This is a genomic window from Vibrio sp. THAF64 (assembly GCF_009363455.1).
Classification (GTDB): Bacteria; Pseudomonadota; Gammaproteobacteria; order Enterobacterales; family Vibrionaceae; genus Vibrio; species Vibrio coralliilyticus.
Genome location: NZ_CP045356.1, coordinates 1,388,097 through 1,408,534, shown reverse-complemented (window position 1 = coordinate 1,408,534; position 20,438 = coordinate 1,388,097). Strand labels below are relative to the sequence as shown.

Genomic DNA, 20,438 nt, shown 5'->3' with positions numbered 1-20,438 from the left:
TTCTCCATAATTTTGTTGTTTTATTTCTGTCCGAAGTTAAGCGTGGTGTCATACTGAACTTCTAATATCTTTGAAAAGTACTCATCGAGTTTCTCGGTGTTGGTTGCAGAGAAAACCTGCCCCTTGATTCCGTCTGTATTTGCAGCGTTGATGCAGCTCTGAAACTGAGCTAGGCGGCTGTCTTGGACATTGAAACCAATAAAATTGAGCTCAATAGCAAATTCATTGGCTAAACGGTCACAAAGGCCAGCGTCAATCAGGTCATCCAGTACATAACCACTATCAACTCCATCAGTCATCAGAATCAGCTTTTGCTTAGGTGCGAGCGAATAAGGGTTATATCCCCATTCTTGGCGCCACCTTGGAATCAGTTGACGAGCCCCCCAGATAACCCCTTGATACGAGCGGGTGCCACCTGTCGTAGTCAGGGCATTAATTGCTGTTTTCACTTCGCTCATATTGTCGGTAAGCGGGACAAGGGTGGCTGAGGCACTGCAGTCTGCGAGAAACTCGTCCGGTGCACGGTGACTAACCGCCTTCTCGGAGTGGATTCGGTCTAGGTTTTGAACGGTTTCATTCACCAATACAGAGCCGCCAGATTCTTTGGTTAGCCCATCGATACAAAAGACGCCTTTGTCATCTAACCAATCGGCATTGCGAGCAGACACCCCATCAGAAAAAGGCACGATAGAGATACTAATTGCTCGCCTTCCATCGATTTGTACATTGTCTTGCTCAATGCGTTCTATTGCTCGAGTAAGGATGCTCTTTAATGTGTCGATTGACCCTGCCATGGAACTGGAAATGTCCAACACTAAAGTCATTTCCGTTGGGGTCACACTAGCCGACTGATTGACGTGCGCCTGCTCCACAGAGCCTGACTGCGCAGAATACGAAGCCTGTGCAAATTTCAATGATGAGAAAAGCCCCGTCAGTTGATACCCCATGTTCAGCTCACAGCCTGAAGCGCTGTATATCTCGCTTTTCACCAGTTTTACGTTGGGCTGGTAATACTCCAGATACGCCTGATTAACGCTAGGATCGGAGTAGTCGGCAAATGCACACGCCAAGGAAGCCGCGTCTACGGCTTGCATCGCACGACTGCTCAGTTGTACCTGAAAACCAATCATGATGGTCGCAGCAGACAGCACCACCAAAGGAATCAGCAGAGCTAAGAAGGATAAGGAGACGGAGCCTGTGTGTTGCTTAAGCACTGTAGCGCCTCCCTATCATGGCAGCTTGGCTGCGCATGGATGTTGGAAGCGGTAACGGCAGCCAATTGAAAATGGCACTATCCGACTCCAACGGCTCAGAGACACAAAGCGTTACCTGATATAGGCTCGCAGTCTTACCACGTAACGAGGCGATCGAGCTTCGGCTAACTGGAGCGAGTGTAGAAAGAGCATCTATCGTTTGTTCTACCTCGCAGTCACTGCCTGCTTTTTGGGTGACGAGCTCAGTGCGGCCAGCAGTCACAGTTCGAATTTCAAGTACAAGCCCTATACGCTCTGCTTCAAAACCTGTGGGTAAAGAACGCTGTGCAACACTCAACAGTTGATTAGCACTCGCATCGTCATAGGCTTTAGCGCTACCTTGTGGCACTAACGCTCTTGCAGCAGCGCTCGCCATCGAATATGCCGTACTATCGACACGACTTTGAAGGTAGAGCAGCTTGTACACTGCGAACAGCCCCAAAACGATGGTTAGAATTCCGAGCACAACAAACGGAAACTCGATCACGGTTGCGCCATTTTGCTTTGAAACACTACGCATCATGACTCACCAATACGGTTCGGCTTAAAGACGCCACTGAAGGAAACGTTTCAGACAGGGCTGGTACCAATAAAAAGGTAAAACGGTATCGAATGTGGTACTCGGCCATCACCGCAGTCAGAGAAGTGGTCGTTCTCCCCAAAGCTAAAGATTGAACGCTATCGCTATAACGTGGAGGGTCAATGTCGATCTTCTCTAGATCGAGCAATGGAAACGAGGCGATGCGATCGCGGATTCGACTGTCTAAAGTCGTGGAAGGTGGCAGCGTTCTTACATCCCTAACCGCAGCATTGACGGCAGATTCAAAGATCATGGTGACCCACATCAGGCGAGCAAATTCAAATGCCGCCAGTAGCACAATCATCAGGGGAACAATTACCATTGCAAACTCTATCGTCTGGCTCCCAGAATGACGCTTCATCACCATGCGCTAGCTCCCAGCTCAGCAAGATGCTGGTAATACGCTAAGTTGTTCTCTAACTCCGCTTTGGTCAGATCGCCCATCGCGATCGTTCGTGCAGCATCGACCTCACCTTGCAACGCATAAGATAATGCTAGATTAAGCCGCAGCTTAGTTGTCGCTTCTCCGCGTTGGTAAATTGGGTAAAGAATCCGAATACTTTGACCTGGCTGACCATCTAGCATCCAGCTCAGCGCGAGGTTGTTTCGGTACTCTAAACTGTCCGGCCTGATGTTAATCGCCTGCTGAAATGCATCACGAGCATCCGTATAGTTTTTTTGCAGTGAGTAACTCACACCAAGACTGTTTAGCGCCACTTCGTCTTTCTCGTTTCCTTCCACCGCTCTGCGCAGTGATTCCGTCGCTAAACGTACATTTCCCAATGCTAAGTGCGCGCGACCTAATTCACGATCAAACTGTGGGGAGGGCTTAAGTGCACTGCCCTTTTTGAGATAATGCAGCGCCTCATCGTAACGAGCGGCTTGATTACTGGCACTCCCCGCCAGAAACAAAAGCTGGGGATCATCTGGAGTCACTTCCAGTTTCTGCTTATAAATACTAAGCGCATTGTCCGCATGACCATTTGTCAGTGCGGTTTCAGCCAGCTGAAAATCGGATTGTTCAACCTGATTGTCTGTGGACTGGCAACCAAGAACCAATAGACAAAAGCAGGCAGAAATGAATGGTTTAATCATAGTGTGTCCAAGGTATTAAACAGACTGAGAACAACAGGGGCGACAATCATGACCACGACTGGAAGCATGATGAACACCACAAGTGGGAAAGACATTTTGGCTGGAATTTTTCCTACCCACTCTTCGAGATCGAGCAACTGGTATTGACGACTATCAGACGCAATCAGGCTCAATGCCTGCGAGAGAGGCGTACCAAACTGAAGTGCTTGAGACATAGTCACAACCATGTTGTTGATATCTGGCAATTCCAATCTCTGATCCAGATTCTGCAAAGCTTGCTGCGGAGAATCCAGCACCGACATTTCCGTTGCGGTCAGTGCCCATTCTCGGGCTAAAGCCGGAGAAACTGACGTCATTTCTTCACCAACAACACGGAAAGTGTTTTCCAATGTCAGCCCAGAAGCGACGCAGACCACCATAAGATCGAGTGCATCGGGTGCCACTTTGGAGATTTCCTGACGAATCTGGTTAACGCGCCATTCGAGCAGTCGATCAACCGCAATACCGCATGCGATTGCCACAGCTATATCCTGAGCAATATCCGCCGCTGACCAGCCTAAAGAGCGGCTAAAATGCCACAAGCCAGCGCCGCAAAGCATCAAGACAAAGCGAATCAATACAAACTGGGTTTCTGCATGATTTTGGCTAAAGCCAATTAATGCCAGTTGTTTTTGACGAGCTGGGTTCGACTTCCATCGCCATTTTTCGCCTAGTGAGCGAGTGTGCAGTGTCGAAATACTGACCTGTTTCAAGCGGCGATGGATGACGTCCTGCTGACGTGCAAGCTGAAAGCAAACCACGGAACTAATGACGCCCACCACAATCAGCAAGGTCGCAATCATAGATATCATGAGAACTTCCTATTTTTAGTCAGCGAATGGAGCGTGAAACCGCCAAAAGCAATGCTGGCTGCACAGTAAATCAGAATCGACTGACCACTTTCGGTGTAGACCAGTAACTCGAACAACGACACATCAATCCACGCAACAACGGCCACCAGTATCAATGGCAGCAGCGAAAGAAATTTTGCCGTCATTCTCGGTTCCGCGGTCATACTTTTTACCTTCTTGAGCATGGCTCGATTGTCATGCATGGTGCGGCTCAGATTGTGGAGGATCTCCCTCAACTGGCCTCCGTTACTCTGATTAAGAATCAGAGCGACGGAAAAATAACGAAAAGTACGGTAAGGAAGGCGAGTACAGGCTTCATCAAGTGTTTGACGCAGTGAAATACCTAACGCCAAATTGTCTGTAATAAGCGCAAATTCCCGCCCCAATAACCCTGTTTGAGAATTCGCCACTTGTTCGATGGCTTGAGGAACAGAAAGGCCGGCGGACACCGCACGACTAACAAGCCCCAACACCTGAACGATATTGGTATCAAACTCTTCAATTTGCTTTTTACGACGCACAACAAACAGCGCGCAGAACAAGACACCAAAACACACTAAAACAACAGCGGTTTGCCAATACCATGCTAGCGCTTGCAGCCAGAATATCGTGCCAAGCGGTAAAGCGAATGCTGATAAAGCAAGCAGTAGCTTGTCCTGACGTGGCAACAAGGCGTCAGTACGATACAAGAACTCGCGCACTCTCCCGCCAGACTGGCGCGATTTAACAATCGAGCTCAAATGACTCGTACCCGCCTCAGGGGTATACTTCGACAAGCGTCGCTTCACATTACGACGCTGGCTGTAGTAATGAAGGGAAAACGCTACGGTCAGGCACCAAATCACGACCAGAGCAAGGATCATAAGTTGAGCTCCATGGCCGAACGTAATTGGCTGTCAAGTTGGTAATATTGCGCTTTGGATGCAAAAGCAGGCAAGCTTCTGGCACTCATGTACTTGCCCAGCAGTTGACCCTGATGATCTTCGCCCTGAACCTCAAAGCGGTAGAGATCGTTGGTGACATACTGCTCGCCTTCCAAACCGATAACCTCTGTGATAGCGACGACACGACGCTTGCCATCACGCATTCTCTCTACCTGAACCACCACATCAATCGTATCAGCCACTTGTCGACGCAATGCAAACAATGGCAAGGTGGATTGCGCCATCATCAGCATGTTTTCAATTCGAACCAATGCATCTAACGAAGAATTCGCGTGTAAGGTCGATAAAGAACCTTCGTGGCCAGTGTTCATAGCCTGCATCATTTCAAAGGCTTCGTCACCACGCACCTCTCCAAGGATGATACGATCAGGGCGCATCCTTAGCGCATTCTTAACCAACTCTCGTTGACTGACAGCAGCGAGCCCTTCTGCGTTTGCAGGTCTGGTTTCAGCTCGAACCACGTGCGGCTGTTGAAGCTGAAGCTCTGCGGCATCTTCAATGGTGATAATCCGCTCATGAGGCGAAATACTGAATGACATCGCATTGAGCAGCGTCGTTTTACCTGCACCGGTTCCACCCGCAATCAAAACGTTCAACCGACAACGAACAATGATGTCCAGTAAGCGCACCATACTGTCTGACATGGCGCCATTTTGCGCCATCTGATTGAGAGACAGTTTTTCCTGATTGAATTTACGAATTGAAATACACGTGCCATCCAATGCAAGCGGAGGGATCATGACATTGACCCTGCTGCCATCTTCTAAACGCGCATCAACCAGTGGAGAGCTTTCATCAATTCGACGACCTACTTTGCTGACGATTCGACGAGCTAGGTTGAGCAACTGCTCTTCACTGCGAAACTCGACCGACGTCTTTTGCAATTTACCCAATTTCTCGATGTAAACCTCATTGGGGCCATTCACCATGATGTCACTTACCATGGGATCATCGATCAATGGTTGCAGCGGCCCCAAACCCAATAGCTCATCCACCAGCTGTTTGACCACTAGCGCGACTTCACGATTGCCCAGTGGTAGCTGATGAGTCGCAACCACATCCGTCACCAGCAGTAAAATCCTCGCTTCTAATTCCTGAGGGCTGAGTTTGATGACAACACTGGCTTCAATCGCATTCACCACCTGAGAGTGGATCAGGTGATAATGTTCACGAATAGGATCCGATTGCGCTGCTACGGCACTGTGTGCGTGGTTTACCGCTAATGGCTCTTTCGCTCTTGTCGACTTAAACATTACGCCCCTCGTTTCCAGAATCTGAATGAGCGTGATTGCGGTGTGCCTTCAACTTTATCCGCTAAGTCAGAAAACGCTTGGCTGACCTTGCGATTCCCTCTGATGGCAGACTGCCCCAACGACTCTTTAGCTAAGAAGTGATTCGGTGCAAAAGGCACTGAAACATCAATATCAACACCCAGTGCACGGTGAACATCATTCAATGCAATTAAGGAAGCTTTGTTCGATTTGGTGCGATTGACGACTAAGAGGTTTTCCTTAGCGAGACCAGCTTCTGCCCCAGCAGAAAGGAAGCTAAAGATTTGCCCAGCGTTACGAATTGACGACAAGGTTGGCTCAACGACGATAACGCGCACATCTGCACTTTTTAGCACGCTCATACCGACCTGATCTCTCAGAGAGAACGAGGGAATATCAAAGATGAGATTATCGGCGTGCTCCAGGCAGTATTTACTGAAATGTTCTAACGCGTTTTTGTCCGGCCAAAACGGGTCTGTATCCAAAGGTAAATAGCCCGTGAACAAGGTTAAGTCTGGCTGAACCGTAATGCCACTTCGTTCAAAGACTACTGGCTCAAGGCGCTCTGGATACTGCAGCATTTCAACCAAAGCGGTATTCCCTTGAACATCGAAGTGCAAGTCCAGATCCCCTGAGGCAAAATCAAGGTCAGCCACTGCTGTCGACTGGCCACGGCTGTTCATCATTCGTGCGAGATTCGCAACGACAGTGGAAGTGCCAACGCCACCTTTAGTACCTACTACAGAGATACGTTTACCCCTTTGGTTTCCATTGTGATGGTGACCAAAATCGAGAGACGCGAACGCATCCGGTGCAATAGGATTCACCAGATATTCGAGAGCTCCAGCCGATAGCAAACTGCGGTAGTAAGCGATCTTCTCATCATCACCAATTGCGATGACCTTGCAGCCTGTACGATGAACTAGATTACTCACAAGACTTTGAGCATCTTCAATTGACAAACCAATCACATCTAGCGCAATGACGCTGTGGTTATTGATCAGTGCCTGCTTGATGATCTGCTCACGCTCTAGAGAAACCTGAGTAAGCTGAGTGATCCCTTGCTCTGCAAATGCAAGGCTTAGATGGTAGCTGTCCAGCGCCGGAGAGCTTGCCACCAATACTGAAAGGTTCTGATTTTTCATCATTAGTTACCCCCCGTACTAATCGAAATCACCGAGCCGTTGTCTTGACTATTTTCATTGGTGCTTGCTGGAGCAACATAAGCATCAATGGCTGCAACGGCTTTTGCCCCATTCGTTGGACCGAGCTTTTCACCCACAACCAAATCCTTCGGGTTAGCGACCATTTGCGCTAAAGCCGCAGCATTACTGCACCCGTATGCCTGATGCGTTTTATATTGGTTGAAGATGACCGGCTGTGATTTGTCAGTGCCACATCCAGGCACTTTGGCACGAAACGACTCAACGATGACCTGCACATCACCAGATTGAGTTCCGGTCGCACGTTCCGTCATGATCTGGTGCTTGGCGAGGCCCTGTCCGAGCAATAGGTTTGAAATAGGCTTAATCTGAGACTGCCCTTTAGGTGAATAGCTCACCAATTTCACTCTTAGGCTATAAGGGTTTCCGCGCTGAACGATGAACGAACGGATATCTTGTTGCTGCTGCGGAGTTAGCGACTGCTTTTCGACCGCAAGAGTAAGCTTATTAGTTACGGAGACCACATCTATGGCAGGCTGACGCGCTATTTGATCAGAAGCACAGCCACTCAGGGCAAGCAAAACAGGCAAAAGTAACGATTGTATTTTCATGCGCACCTCAGTAGTAAAATCCGTTGTCGCCCAGTAAACGAGGCTTGCGGTTGTCGGTGTAAGTTGCTTTGCCACTGGTTCCGACGAAATCCTCGTCAGGCAGCGCCAGTAGTCTCTCCAAATCGCTTTGTGGAATCAGAGCATCGGTAGGAATCGGCAAGTTATCGCTTCGTGTTGGCTCGACAAGATAAGCGGTAGCGATAATGATCAGTTCTGTTTCACGGCGTTGATACTCGTTAGAACGGAAAAGACCACCTAGAATTGGAATATCTCCCATACCCGGCAGTTTTTGTAGCTGCTCAATTTCACTACTTTGCAGTAAACCGCCAAGTGCAAAGCTCTGCCCGCTAGCCAGTTCAATCGTTGTTGACGCTCTACGTGACGTAAAGGAAGGCAGTACATTGCCATTTAAAACCGCTTGATTATCAACAGAGACACTGCTGACCTCAGGCTCAACTTTTAAGCTGATTCTATCTGGACCAAGCACCACAGGTTTGAAGTTCAGATTGACACCAAATGGCTTGTACTCAACCGTCGCAGTGTCCCCTTGAATCAGAGGAATTGGCACTTCGCCACCAACTAGGAAGTTAGCTTCTTCACCAGACATTGCGGTCAGGTTTGGCTCTGCCAGAATCGACATATCACCAGTAGAAGCCAGCGCATCAACCAGCGCACTTAGGTTAGGTTTGCCCCAACTACTTACATCCCAAGGTTTATTGTAAAGAAAGCTACCGACCGTATTCTCAACGGTGCTGCCATTGGTGACCAGAGAGCCCCACTTAATGCCGAGTTTATTCGATACATTGCGTGAGACTTCTGCAATTCGAATACGGATGTTAACTTGCGTTGGCATCGTCACGACCAACTGGTTAATCAGCTCGTCACCATTCGAGTTTTGCTGGTTTTCAGAGTTACTCTCCGATGAATTACTGCTTTTTGAAGAGTCATTGTTATTGCTCTCTTGCGGAGCGACGATCGGAGACAAATACCCTTTCGCCACATTAACGATACTGTGCGCCATTACCGGAGTCGGCACAGACCCTTTAAGCCACAGCTTGCCACCGAGTGATTCAGAATTCACGGAAGCGTCAGGGAACTGGGCTTTGATTAGTTCATCCAATTCCTGAGTATCATGGACCACGCGAATTTTGTTGCTGTAAATCACTCGTTCCTGCTCATTAAGAACGGTGATCGTGGCAGTGCCAGCCTGCATACCAAACACCATGATTTTAGTGTTGGTCATAGGTTGATAGTCCGCGATGTGTGTATTGGAAATAAAAATCGACTTTGCCTTTTCTGACAGGCGAATCATTTTCGCTTCATTTATGTTCACTTCGAGGGCATTTGCCCATGTTGGAAGCGCAAAAAGCCAACCGGGAAGCAGCAACAAGCTCCACCAGCGCAGTAATGTGTTCATTGTTTCGTCCTGAAGTTGTTAGTTTTTGTCGCTGTTTGGTCGTAACTGAATCAGGTCTACGTCCGGAGCAATTAGTTTGCTTTCCGGATTCAGCTGAGTCGTTGTGATGGTATGGCTTTGCGGTAATGAAAAGTCTGTTTCACCCGAACCACGCAATGAAAGAGTCAAGCGGCCTAACTGGTTAGCAAGCACAATTTGTGTTGCCTGCTCTGGCGTCACTTCAAGTGATACAGAGCTGTTATCCGGTATTTTTGCCCCGTAGTCATGACGCTTTTCCTGGAACCCTTCAGATGATGAGAGATTATTGAAAGCAAGAATACGAACATTGGTTGCAATAGTGCTGACGTAAAGGCCTTCAACCACATTATCGTACTTCTTCAACTCGCTGACCTTAGAACCCAGCAGTAAAATATCGACTTTATCACCCGGTTGAACAAAGCCAGAATTGGCAGTCACCTGATCAACAGGCACCGATACCGCTCTATACCCAGCTCTGACTTTCAAGGCTAATGAAGCCCCACCCTGTGGTGGTATCAAGTCAGCCGCAGCGATAACTTGCCCTTGTTTAATTGCAATATGTGCAATACCACTCGCCAGGTTAATGGAAGTGATCTCATCTTCCGTCACGTAATCGACGTAATCAGAAAGCTGCTCCTCACTCAGAGATTGCCAACGAAACATATTGGGCGTGTAGACATCGCCGACACCGATATCCTGACCCGAAACCAGCACTCGCTGGAACACTTGTTCAGGTTGCTCTTTCGTCTGATGTTCTGAGTTATCTTGCCCAAGCAGCAACAATCCTATGCCTACGCTAGACAGTAAGATAGATAACATCATCAATCGCTTAGCCGTCATGATTATTCCTTCAGCCTTGTCGGTTTAGTTACCAGAATCCTGAGTTTGCTCCAGTGATTCGATCACTGTCTCGTAGGCACCCACAATGGCTTTGGTCAACTTGCCATCACTGCCTCCAACGAACGAAAGAAGAACAACAGACATTGCCGCTGCCAAAATTGCGTATTCAATCGCAGCTGCGCCACGTTGCTTATTTTTATTTAACATGAATAGACTCCTGAAAAAGAGAAGGTTCAGCCGCAATAAAAGGGCTGAAAGTTATTATTATTTTGAGATAAATCGGTATAGGTAATTTTTAAAGAACTCGTGAGAGCTTCTTTCTTTCCGTCCTTGCTCACCTGATTTTAAATCTAGATAATCGTAATAATTTGAAGTTGTTAGGTTGTTCAAATAAATGGAGACTGTGCCGCCGTAAGAGCCTTTTACTATGCTGTGTACGAATACAGTTTCATCTAGTGGCATCAAGCTTGATAGTTCATCGACAGATGGCAACCGCCAGTTGCTTAAGCCGCAAACTTTTTCAGAGTTTTGAAGGTTTAACCTTTCGCTGTAAAGTGCGTAATCAACTTGGCGAGCCCCCCCATCATTGGTATCAAACAACTGCCAGACTTCCCCAGTAGAATCATTTTTTGCACACGATGCCTGTTCTCTACTTTGCACAATATCGCCATTGTGCGCGAGATAGATCCAGTTAATCTGTTGGACCGTTTCACGGACTAAACGCGCTAACGTAACATCTTGATCTGAATAATGACTGTGTGAGAACCTTTCCGTCTCACCTATGTGCGTTTCAGTTGAATAGGTATAAGCCTTCTGCTTGTCCGCACTGTATTCAGCGTCTGACCAGTAGTAATATGTGGAAGTTTTCTGGCCTTGATTAGCGGGGTGATGAGGGAAAGCTTTAAGATCTAAAGTCGCCTCTTTACCTTCTAGCGTGGTAGCTGTCGCCAATCCTTTTAACTGAGGTAAGCTCGGCACCTGCCAGTCACTGAATCCGCAAAAAGAACGATTGTTTCTCGCTTCTAAGTAACCACCAGCACCTAGCAAGGTTTTTATGTCAGCGCCTGCTGCATTGAAAGAGACGTGGTCAACACCACCAATTTGGCCATCTTGTAGTAGAGTCCATGTTCTCTTTTTATCACCAGAACTCACATCCAATACACAACGCCAACCTTGAGCATATGTTGCACTTGCAGGCAAGAAACGACCAAGTAAATCTAATTTGGCAAACCGACCCAATACGGTCGCTTCTCCCTGACTGACAACATACCCAGCGTCATGCGCTCGATTTAATCCGTCTACAATTGCGACTTTCAGAGCCGAAATATCCTGAAGTGAAGAAGCGTGTGCAACTTCCTCTGTAAGAGGGGTAATTAACAAACCAAGTGTCTTAAAGCGATCCGGAAGAGCCGCTAAATTCGTGTCTAATAGTTGCTTCAAAATCGCAAGTGATTGGATTTCACTTTCCATTTGAGCGACTAAATCGCTCAATGCCAATGACGAAGAATGAATTTCACTGCCTAGACTTGCTGCCAATAAACGATCTTTTTCAGAAACAAGCTCACTATCTAGTGTATGTATTTTCGCTATTTGTTTGGCGGCTTCTAGAAGCTCTTTTGTTACGACTAAAGCATTTATGTTTTCACGAATGGTAGACAGCTTAGTCTCAAGGCTTTTTACGTTGACCAGGAAACTAATGCTCGCCGTATCAGTGTTGTAGCGCAGGAGGTTGGACTGTAGTTTAAAATCTTTTAACACTGATTCAAATTGCACTAATTGAGAACTTGATGGCATGACAGCCTTGTTCACAGTCTCCAGTTGATCTGAAACGTCAGTAAGTAATATTCGAGACGTTTTGGTTTGATTCTTGAGTGCAGTAAACCAGTTAGATAAAAAATTCTCAGACTCTGTCGTTAACGTATTTTGGTCAGATAATAGCTTTTCTGCACTAGCTAACTGAGTGATTGAGTCAGCGAGCAACCTATCGCTAGATATGGTTTCCCATTTTGCATAAGCATAGTTGAAAAGCATACCAGGCTCTTTTTCTATACCTTTTGCATAGGTCACGGGTACGCCGGACTTGTTGGCCCAAATGGACGGAGAAGCATCACTGATCATGTTGCCTCGCACTGTTGGAGGCAAAGAATCACTGTTTCTCTTCGACAGTAATGCAACTTCCTCAGCTGTAGGCAAAGTCCATTGGCTGATACCGCAGTTGTTTAGTTCAGATATCACGCTCATTACTTCAGCTGAAGTCGAGATAGAAACAGAAGTTGACCAAAAGATAGGTGTACCTTTACCTTCAGTATCATATTCAGCGATACATTTAACATTGCTACCTACCCAACCATTGTAATCCGCATAGCTTGGTACTTGCAGCATTGACACCATCGGAAGATACTGAATCGCAACAAACTTACCTTCCAAACTAGATGCCCAAAGAATCTCACTCGCCGGGTGTTCCAAACCTGGGAATACGCTCTTTTTAACACGCAGGCCGACGTTACTCTTCGCATAAGCCTGTGTACCGATAAACTGAGGAACCGATGTAACAGGTTTCCAGCTAGCACCTTGGTCGACCGTAAATTCATAATACTCAGGCTTATCAAAGGTGACGGCTTTATCAGCAATGGTGGTCGAGAGGAAGTTCCAAGAGATTAAGTTGGGGTACTTTGTGTTGGCTTGGTCACTCCCTACAACGATGTTTCCACCTGTCAGTGCAGGTAATTTTGGAAGCTCTGTAAAGGCAGTGTCATTACTGGCTTGTGCGCCTGCTGGCATGCCGTTTTCACTATTAGCACGAACGCGTACTTGAACATGACCGATACTTTTGGCGACATCGCCCACTACTACAGGCTTTTCTAGCACTGGAGCCCAATCAGTTCCCTGATTCATTGACCACTCATAGTCGGACAATGAGGTAAAGCCAGTGACAAAGGTCCAGTCCAATGTATCAGCAATGTCATCCACCACCACACCTGTTGGCGCTGCTGGCGCATCCGGTTGCTTTGTCAGAGCCTTGGTGTTTGACAAAGCGGAACTAGCAAGACGTCCTGTGACGGGATCGTACTTAACACGGACCTCTAAACTACCAACGGCATAAACTTTGTCTTCAAGTTGAAGAGGTTTGCTCTGAACGGTTGCCCAAGCTGCACCATCGACGCGATATTCATAATCACTATCCGAATTAAAACCATCGACCCAATCCCAATTGAACGTATTCAACGCATCATTAACCAGCCCATTCGTCGGCGCACTTGGCGTACTTGGAGTGACAGTGAATACCTTGTCTGAACACAAGTTTTCACCGACAGCATCATCGTCTGATGCTTTGATACGAACACAGACCTGTCCCACTTTGAATGCTTCATCAGGAATAGCCTGAGGTTTTGATGTTACAGGGCGATAGCTGATTCCACTATTAAGTGAGTATTCGTATTGCTCCACGTTCGGGTAACCGTCAACGTTCGTCCAGTTCAGAAGGTTGTCAGCATCGTTGATGACTGGAAGCGTCGGTGCAACAGGCTTGTTCAACACTTTGTTAAACGCGCTGCTCACCACCAGACTTTTACCAGCCGGGCGGCCATCAATCGGGTTCGCTTTCACTCTCAGTTGAATGGTGTTGGCTGGAATGTTTACATTGCCAATTTGGTAAGGGTTCGCTGACGCATCTTGCCATCCGCTGCCGAGATTGATTTCATAATCAGCGGCGTTACCGAAACCAGACACGTTTTCCCAAGCCAGGATATCTGAGTCATCATTCGCAGAGATTAAAACCGGAGCAACGGGCGCATCAGGAGTGACCGTCATCGCGGTCTCTGATTTCACCACCAGCCCAGCAGGACGACCTGAACTTTGGTCAGCTTTAACTCTGAGCTTTAAGTCTCCGACTGGAATCGCAATATCAGCGATGTTTTGTGGTTTGCTCACTACATCGTGCCAATTTTTGCCACCATCCAGTGTGTACTCATAGTGAGCGACGAGCCGAAAATCTGCCGAGTGTTGCCAGTCAAAGCTATTGTCAGCGTCATTGAGTGTCAAAGATGTCGGAGCGGCAGGTACAAGCGTCGCCGTGAACGCTTTAGTCGATAGAAGTGCCATGCCTGATGCCAAAGATCTCGCTGGCTTTGCCATGATACGTACCTGAACATCACCAACACTTCTTGCTGGAGCACCGACATTAATGGGCTTTGACGTTGCCGGTTGCCAACTTTGACCTCTATCTAACGAGAATTCGTAAGCGTTAACCTCTGTGAAACCCGGAACAAATTGCCAATCAAACGTGTCAGCCGCGTCATTGACGACCCCGCCGCGTGGTGCTCTCGGTCTGGTTAGAATTTTGTCGCCATCTAAGTCTTCTGGCTTAATTTTAAGATGCTCATAGTAATCAGAACCGATCTGAGCTAACGCTTCTTCCGTATTGCTCGCGCCATGAGATAACTGATCGGTACGAAGCTTTAGTTGCGCGGCGTCTAAATTCGCCAATCTTTGAATCGAGCCTTTTCTCGCCACTTCCTGACTGACACCGTCATTGACGGAGCTTTCCTGAGCAGACTGCAAGACTCGGGTAATCCCTCGTGCCAGCATGTGTATCTCTCGACTTTCCTGAGAAGTATCTGCCGCATAGTCTGACTTAAGCACATCGGCGGAAACACTTAGCTCGCTAGCAAGGCTTTCTGCAGCTTCATCAAACGTTGCCCCAGAACTTGTTGCTAGGCTGGCAACCATCGACGTCATAGGGCTGATGATGCTCGGTTGTGATGATGGCGTTTCCAGAGTGAAGCCCTGAGTGACAGCTTGATTTGGGTTGTCCATGTCAACCGTCACATTGGCAATGGCTTCTACCAGCAACTTGTAATTTTCGACGTTGCCTTCAAAAGGCAATGTGTACTGACCCGACTTGTCCGTCTGAACCGTTGTACCATCTCCACTATCACAGACCGCATTGTTGTTTTTATCCAGACAAACATTCGCTTTGTAAAGATAACCATCGAGTACCACACCAGATAATACTGAGCCAGAGTTGCCTGTTGCAGGCGTCTCATTTGAAGTCAGTTTTGGGTCAGATTCATTTCCTCCGCCACAACCGAAAAGTGCAACGGAAATAGCCCCGACACTGAGCTTTTTGGTCAGCATTTTCACCGCTGGATACTCCTTAAATTTGTAGGTCTAATCAAAATTCCGGCGGCGATATTAATTTAAATGATATTTATTATCAATATCATTTGATCTTTTATTTCACATGGTGATTAAATAATAGAGATAAATGCTAGGTCTGATATTAATTAACAAGATTATTGGTTTAACATGCTTAAGAATACAACAATATGCAGTGTAGCCCTTGCTGTGTCTAGTGCTATAGCTCTATCCGCATGCGGTGGTGGCGGAGAATCTGGAAGTTCATCATCGGCGGCAACAGCCAGCACGTACAGCTACCAAAGTATGGCATCCTGTGCAGATACTGACCTTGATGGCAGTTGTAGTAACTATGAAAAACAAGTGGCGGTTACGAGCGGCTATTCAAGAATGATCGATGCCAATGGGGCAATACTTACCTCTCCCGCTGAATTGAGCATCATCTCTCCCTTCACGACTCTGCTCCACAGTGAGATGCTATACAACCCATCGACGAGTGGCAGTGTCGAAAAATCAAAGGTTTACCTTCAGTCTGTGCTTGGCCAGCACGTAGGTGTCGACTTCACATCGGTGGACGTCAGCCATGGCCCTCAACAAGCGACAAATCTTCTGATGGCATCGCTGGAACAAGCTCAGACCCAGGGCTCAAGCAGTTCGCCAATGGTGAATATAGCCCAAGCTCTTGATGCAATGATTGAACACAAGACGCTTGATCTTTCCGCAATAGATCTAGCAGCTCAAACATCACGCCATGTCAGTTTTGATGGTTCACTGTTAATTCATGGGTCACAAAGTGATGCTGGCTTGGCCGCTATGAAATCGATCGCCCTTAACCCTGCCAATAGCAGAATAATCTACGTTGATGCACGCGATAATGTCCGAGAGCTGGATACGGCCACAAAACAATCGGTTGCAGTCGGTGCTTCAAGTTCATCATTTAGCTCTCGTAGTATCTCTTCGTATGATGACGACGATGAAGATGAGCATGACGATGATGACCATTATGGCGGAAATGCTAACAAACTTCCTGGATATCAACAGGATACCTCCAACACGCTCAAGGAAGTGGTTCCCGCGCTCAACAGTGTTCAGTCATACAAATTGTACGAACCTAATGGCGTACGAAACCAGAGCTTCGTCTGCAATACGACAGGGGGTAACGGCATATTCCTGACCAGCCTGCAGGACAAGACGGGCAACCCGAATACCAACGTTGCGGTCAGAACAGCAACGCGGAAATTGCAAATCGATGCGTACGGAGGTGCCTCAGGAAGTGAGCTCCCTGTGACTCCACCACCTGCTCAACCAACCGTTCCGCTATCTGCGTCTTCCTGCTACAACGATAACTTTGAGTGGATGCACCCTCTCTATCAGCAAGGTACGATGATTGCTAAGTTGGATGACGGATTAAATGCAAACGGGGATCAGCTACGCCGCTTAGACGCCACCACGCTCAGTATGGAGTCCATTACTTACACGTTAGATTCTGATGAGAAAACCATTATCTTCTCCAAAGATGATAATGAAATTCTGATTATCTCGGATAATCGTCAATCTGCACCTAAGCTAGTTGAAACCAAGACTTTAACCGAACGGTTAGCTTTGAATATCACCGACGTCTTAAATGCCAGCTTCGCTTCTGGCGGTCAAATAGTGATGGCACTGGCATCGGAAAACAAAATCATTTGGACAGATAAAGCGCCTAATACTCAGCAACTTGGCTCTGTTAATCTCGACGGTCAGGTCAAGCTGATGGACTCATCTCCCAACGGCGCGTTCACCGTTGCCATCACTGCCACCAGCGTCTACTTGCTCGACAATGTTAAGCGAGAAATCGCTAAGCAAATCAGCTTTGACGCAAGCCAGACAACGAATCTGTTTGTCCAAAACGACAAAGCGATAGCCATTAACAAAAATGGAGTAGATTACTTCCAGTTCGCCAACATCTCAGGGCCTAAGCTAAAAGTTGCTTCTCAATTAGTAACCAAGGAGCTGCTTGAGAGCTGGGAAAAAACCTCGACCTCTCACTGGAACTCAACCAGCTTAGGTTATGTGCTGACTCAAACAGGAACATCGGCAAGTTCAGCGCAGGCGTTTAATGATGTCACGTTGAACTGGAGCCCTTCAACAGCGACACAGGCTAGCCAGATTACCGGAGTCTACATAAACGGCACAAACCGTGGTGACAGAGTGCAACTATACAAAGCGCTTTAGCCCTAAGGGAGGCCAAGCCTCCCTTTATTTTGTGAGTACAAAATGAAGCGACCTGGTGCCTTTCAGCGCTGCTCTCTATACATGCGACAGGCTTGTTCAAAGTTATTCAGTGAATAAAATATCACCTAAGTCCTAGTAGCTAAAACCACTTTAAATTCAGTTACTTTTCCAGCTTTACGAAGCATTTGTAGCTCGTTAGTATTGGCGTTCAACGTTGAACTAGGAATCATAAGCGAATACTGCAAAATACAAGGTTTAAAACCCTCACCCCGTATCATGAATTACATCGATCAAATGAATCACATTACGGACATGTCAACGGTGTTTGAACGTATCATGAATCAGCAATAACCATTGATAGCATTAAAGGCTTCTCTGGAAACATCCGGTGAAGAAAGAAAGTTTTGGGAGTGCATTTACAATGCGTTATAAAACTATGGCCTTAGGCTTGTTGTTTTGCAGCCTTTCGGCACAAGCAGCGAGTCTTGATCCTTGGGCAGAACAGCTCGAGCAAGAAATGCATGCCAAATATACCGTTCTTAATGAACGCGTTTCAGCGTGTAAGGCCATGCGCAAAAGCTTTGATTATGCCAAGCCATTAAATGAAGGTTGGTTTAAGACTCTTGATACCACTGAGCAACAAAAAGTTATTCAGTTTGGATTCGCAAACGCCTCACAGCAATGCTCAGCGAAAGAGCGCGAAGCTTATGCAGGTTCTATGCTCGATTACGTCGCTTACACCGGAGACAAGAAGCCTCTCAATGAATGGCTTGAAGCACATCAATCGTCCTTGCTCAGCCGCTCGCCAATGCTCGATTACTGGCGTGATGTCAAAACTTTGTTTCGTCTGACGTAAAATATTGCGTTTGTTATTAAATCGGATTACAACAAGAAACATCACTTTATCTACCAGTGGATGACACTTTGAAACTCATTGAACTTCGTGAATACAAGATCAAACCCGGCATGACTCAACAATGGCTAGACTGGATGCACGAGGAAATTCTTCCGTATCAGATCTCTAAAGGCATGAAAGTACTCAATACCTATATTCACAAGGGTGAAGACGGAGAAGATTACTTTATCTGGTTACGCGAATTTGACGATGAAGCATCACGCGAAAAAATCTACGCGGAAACGTACAACGAGTGGTGGATCAACGAAATTCGCCCACGGGTATTTGAGCATATCGACCAAGACTCCGTCACAGTACGTGTATTGACCCCTTCGGGCATCTGATCACGAATTGAACGCATTAAAAAGGCCATCCATCAGGATGGCCTACATGTATCAGTTTAAAAGTGCTCAACCTTAAACAAAGACAGTTTTGTAAGCTTCCGCCAACCCTTCAATCAGCATCTGAGTACCAATTACCGCTAAAATCAACCCCATCATTTTAGTCACCACGTTCAGCGCACTTGGGCCAACGGCTTTCACCAGCTTGTTGCCAAACAAGAAAAGAACGTAAGTGATGACGCACAATACCCCGAACGCGACGATAGTAATGATCGTCTGGTCAAAGCCACCTGTCGTGGCAAAGTTCATTGCTGTGGCGATCGTACCTGGGCCAGCAAGAATAGGCATTGCAAGCGGAGAAACCGCAACACTCAAAGCCGCTTGCTGCTGCTCTGGAGAATAGGCTTTTTCCTTGGTTTTATGATGAGTGGAATTGCCTTGCAGCATATGAAAACCAATCAGGAACACTAGGATTCCCCCCGTGATGCGCAGCGCGTACAACGTGATGCCAAACAAATCAAAAATCAGTTTCCCTGAAATGGCAAACACTGAAACAATCACAAAAGCAAAGAAAACCGAACGAAAAGCAATCGATTTTACCGTCTGTCGATCATCATCGCTGGTCAGGCCAAGAAAAATAGGAATGTTGGCAATCGGGTTCATGATGGCGAAAAAACCCATAAACACAGTAACAGCATGCACGACTAATTCTTTCATAAGTCCTTCTTATTCTATAAATTTTCGATTTCAGTATAGAAGGAGACCATAACTGTGAAACAGAAAAGTGACAACTAAGTGATCTCTGACTCGACATTTCCACGCATACTCGATATGTTGCACAAGCAATTTATACCAAGAACAAAGGACTCAGCCATGACACCGACGATAGACACTATCCTGTCTCACCGTTCGATCCGTAAATTTACCGATCAGGCCATCGATTCATCTCAGCTCAACACCATTATTCAGTCTGGCCTTGCAGCTTCGTCTTCCAGCATGTTGCAAGTTGTGTCGATCATCCGCGTCACGGATAAAGAAAAGCGCAAGGCGTTAGCGCATCTAGCAGGCGATCAGCCTTACGTTGAGAGCGCGGCAGAGTTTCTTGTATTTTGTATTGATTATCAAAGACATTTTGAAATTAACCCGCAGGTAAAACCTGAATTTACTGAGTTGACACTGATCGGGGCAGTAGATTGCGGCATCATGGCGCAAAATTGCCTAGTGGCAGCCGAATCACTCGGGTTGGGCGGTGTTTACATTGGCGGTTTGAGAAGCTGTGCTGAGGAAGTTGACCAGTTACTGAATCTGCCAGCCAACAGCGCGGTATTGTTTGGGCTGTGTTTGGGTCATCCAGATCAAAACCCTGAAATCAAACCACGCCTGCCTGCACACGTCATTGTGCATGAAAACGAGTATCAGACTCTGAATCTAGACGATATTCGCGAGTACGATGAAACAATGCAGACCTACTACGCAGGTCGTAGCAGCAACCAGAAACAAAGCACTTGGTCTGAGCAAGTCACAGGCAAACTCGCTGGCGAGTCCCGTCCGCACATCAAAGGTTACCTAAACAGTAAGGGCCTAGCCAAAAAGTAACACCTCACAGGCTCAGGCATGGGCCTGAATGCGTGGTAAAAAGAGCAGCACTGCCAATCATGTTCGTGGGGGTTTTAGGAGCATGTTTGCCTGCCAGTGCTGCTGTCTTTAGCCACTTACCAGTGGCAAAGTTGTATCAAGGCCAGAATCGCTGAACGTTCCAACCAAGAATCG

18 protein-coding genes are annotated in these 20,438 nt (G+C 47.0%); 4 read left to right on the top strand and 14 right to left on the bottom strand.

Annotation, left to right across the window (positions count from 1 at the left end; genetic code table 11):
• Positions 1-20 precede the first annotated feature (20 nt).
• Genes FIU99_RS22840 through FIU99_RS22780 form a run of 13 tightly spaced genes read right to left on the bottom strand, consistent with a single transcriptional unit; the run spans position 21 to position 15,218 of the window.
• Positions 21-1,214 (bottom strand): Tad domain-containing protein, encoded by a 1,194-nt coding sequence (locus FIU99_RS22840; RefSeq protein ID WP_006961598.1) that lies wholly within the window; start codon positions 1,212-1,214, stop codon positions 21-23.
• A complete protein-coding gene (tadF, locus tag FIU99_RS22835) occupies positions 1,207-1,776 on the bottom strand; it encodes a tight adherence pilus pseudopilin TadF (RefSeq protein WP_236612188.1) in 570 nt (189 codons plus the stop codon). The genes FIU99_RS22840 and tadF overlap by 8 nt, the downstream gene beginning before the upstream one ends.
• On the bottom strand, positions 1,766-2,200 hold the full coding sequence (locus tag FIU99_RS22830) for a TadE/TadG family type IV pilus assembly protein (RefSeq protein ID WP_006961600.1): 435 nt from the start codon (positions 2,198-2,200) through the stop codon (positions 1,766-1,768). The genes tadF and FIU99_RS22830 overlap by 11 nt, the downstream gene beginning before the upstream one ends.
• Complete coding sequence (locus tag FIU99_RS22825) at positions 2,194-2,928, bottom strand: lipopolysaccharide assembly protein LapB (protein ID WP_006961601.1); 735 nt, start codon at positions 2,926-2,928, stop codon at positions 2,194-2,196. The genes FIU99_RS22830 and FIU99_RS22825 overlap by 7 nt, the downstream gene beginning before the upstream one ends.
• Entirely contained in the window at positions 2,925-3,779 is an 855-nt protein-coding gene (locus FIU99_RS22820; RefSeq protein ID WP_006961602.1) for a type II secretion system F family protein, read from the bottom strand. Before FIU99_RS22820 ends, FIU99_RS22825 begins: the two co-directional genes overlap by 4 nt.
• Positions 3,776-4,681: a type II secretion system F family protein gene (locus FIU99_RS22815; RefSeq protein ID WP_006961603.1), complete on the bottom strand. Its 906-nt coding sequence runs from the start codon at positions 4,679-4,681 to the stop codon at positions 3,776-3,778. Before FIU99_RS22815 ends, FIU99_RS22820 begins: the two co-directional genes overlap by 4 nt.
• The gene (locus FIU99_RS22810; RefSeq protein ID WP_006961604.1) at positions 4,678-6,015 is read right to left on the bottom strand and encodes a CpaF family protein; all 1,338 of its coding nucleotides are present in this window, start codon (positions 6,013-6,015) and stop codon (positions 4,678-4,680) included. Before FIU99_RS22810 ends, FIU99_RS22815 begins: the two co-directional genes overlap by 4 nt.
• On the bottom strand, positions 6,015-7,181 hold the full coding sequence (locus FIU99_RS22805; RefSeq protein ID WP_006961605.1) for a P-loop NTPase: 1,167 nt from the start codon (positions 7,179-7,181) through the stop codon (positions 6,015-6,017). The genes FIU99_RS22810 and FIU99_RS22805 overlap by 1 nt, the downstream gene beginning before the upstream one ends.
• Positions 7,181-7,807: a CpaD family pilus assembly lipoprotein gene (locus FIU99_RS22800; RefSeq protein WP_006961606.1), complete on the bottom strand. Its 627-nt coding sequence runs from the start codon at positions 7,805-7,807 to the stop codon at positions 7,181-7,183. The genes FIU99_RS22805 and FIU99_RS22800 overlap by 1 nt, the downstream gene beginning before the upstream one ends.
• Before the next feature lie 7 nt (positions 7,808-7,814).
• Positions 7,815-9,224: a type II and III secretion system protein family protein gene (locus tag FIU99_RS22795; RefSeq protein WP_006961607.1), complete on the bottom strand. Its 1,410-nt coding sequence runs from the start codon at positions 9,222-9,224 to the stop codon at positions 7,815-7,817.
• An 18-nt stretch (positions 9,225-9,242) separates the two neighbouring features.
• A complete protein-coding gene (gene cpaB / locus FIU99_RS22790) occupies positions 9,243-10,082 on the bottom strand; it encodes a Flp pilus assembly protein CpaB (RefSeq protein ID WP_006961608.1) in 840 nt (279 codons plus the stop codon).
• A gap of 24 nt (positions 10,083-10,106) precedes the next feature.
• Complete coding sequence (locus FIU99_RS22785; RefSeq protein WP_006961609.1) at positions 10,107-10,289, bottom strand: Flp family type IVb pilin; 183 nt, start codon at positions 10,287-10,289, stop codon at positions 10,107-10,109.
• Positions 10,290-10,346: 57 nt separating this feature from the next.
• Positions 10,347-15,218 (bottom strand): DUF1566 domain-containing protein, encoded by a 4,872-nt coding sequence (locus tag FIU99_RS22780; RefSeq protein ID WP_050778639.1) that lies wholly within the window; start codon positions 15,216-15,218, stop codon positions 10,347-10,349.
• A 210-nt stretch (positions 15,219-15,428) separates the two neighbouring features.
• Between FIU99_RS22780 and FIU99_RS22775 the strand changes: the two genes are divergently transcribed.
• From FIU99_RS22775 to FIU99_RS22765, 3 genes are all read left to right on the top strand, one after another.
• Entirely contained in the window at positions 15,429-17,432 is a 2,004-nt protein-coding gene (locus FIU99_RS22775; RefSeq protein ID WP_251768430.1) for a hypothetical protein, read from the top strand.
• 421 nt (positions 17,433-17,853) lie between these two features.
• Complete coding sequence (locus FIU99_RS22770) at positions 17,854-18,288, top strand: hypothetical protein (RefSeq protein ID WP_006961612.1); 435 nt, start codon at positions 17,854-17,856, stop codon at positions 18,286-18,288.
• A 68-nt stretch (positions 18,289-18,356) separates the two neighbouring features.
• Complete coding sequence (locus FIU99_RS22765) at positions 18,357-18,671, top strand: NIPSNAP family protein (RefSeq protein WP_006961613.1); 315 nt, start codon at positions 18,357-18,359, stop codon at positions 18,669-18,671.
• Positions 18,672-18,743: 72 nt separating this feature from the next.
• On the opposite strand, the gene FIU99_RS22760 is transcribed toward FIU99_RS22765, so the two are convergent.
• Positions 18,744-19,385 carry a MarC family protein gene (locus FIU99_RS22760; RefSeq protein WP_006961614.1) on the bottom strand — a complete coding sequence of 214 codons (642 nt, stop codon included), beginning with the start codon at positions 19,383-19,385 and terminating at the stop codon, positions 18,744-18,746.
• A 156-nt stretch (positions 19,386-19,541) separates the two neighbouring features.
• On the opposite strand from FIU99_RS22760, the gene nfsA reads away from it, so the two are divergent.
• The gene (gene nfsA, locus FIU99_RS22755) at positions 19,542-20,264 is read left to right on the top strand and encodes an oxygen-insensitive NADPH nitroreductase (RefSeq protein WP_006961615.1); all 723 of its coding nucleotides are present in this window, start codon (positions 19,542-19,544) and stop codon (positions 20,262-20,264) included.
• Positions 20,265-20,438 lie beyond the last annotated feature (174 nt).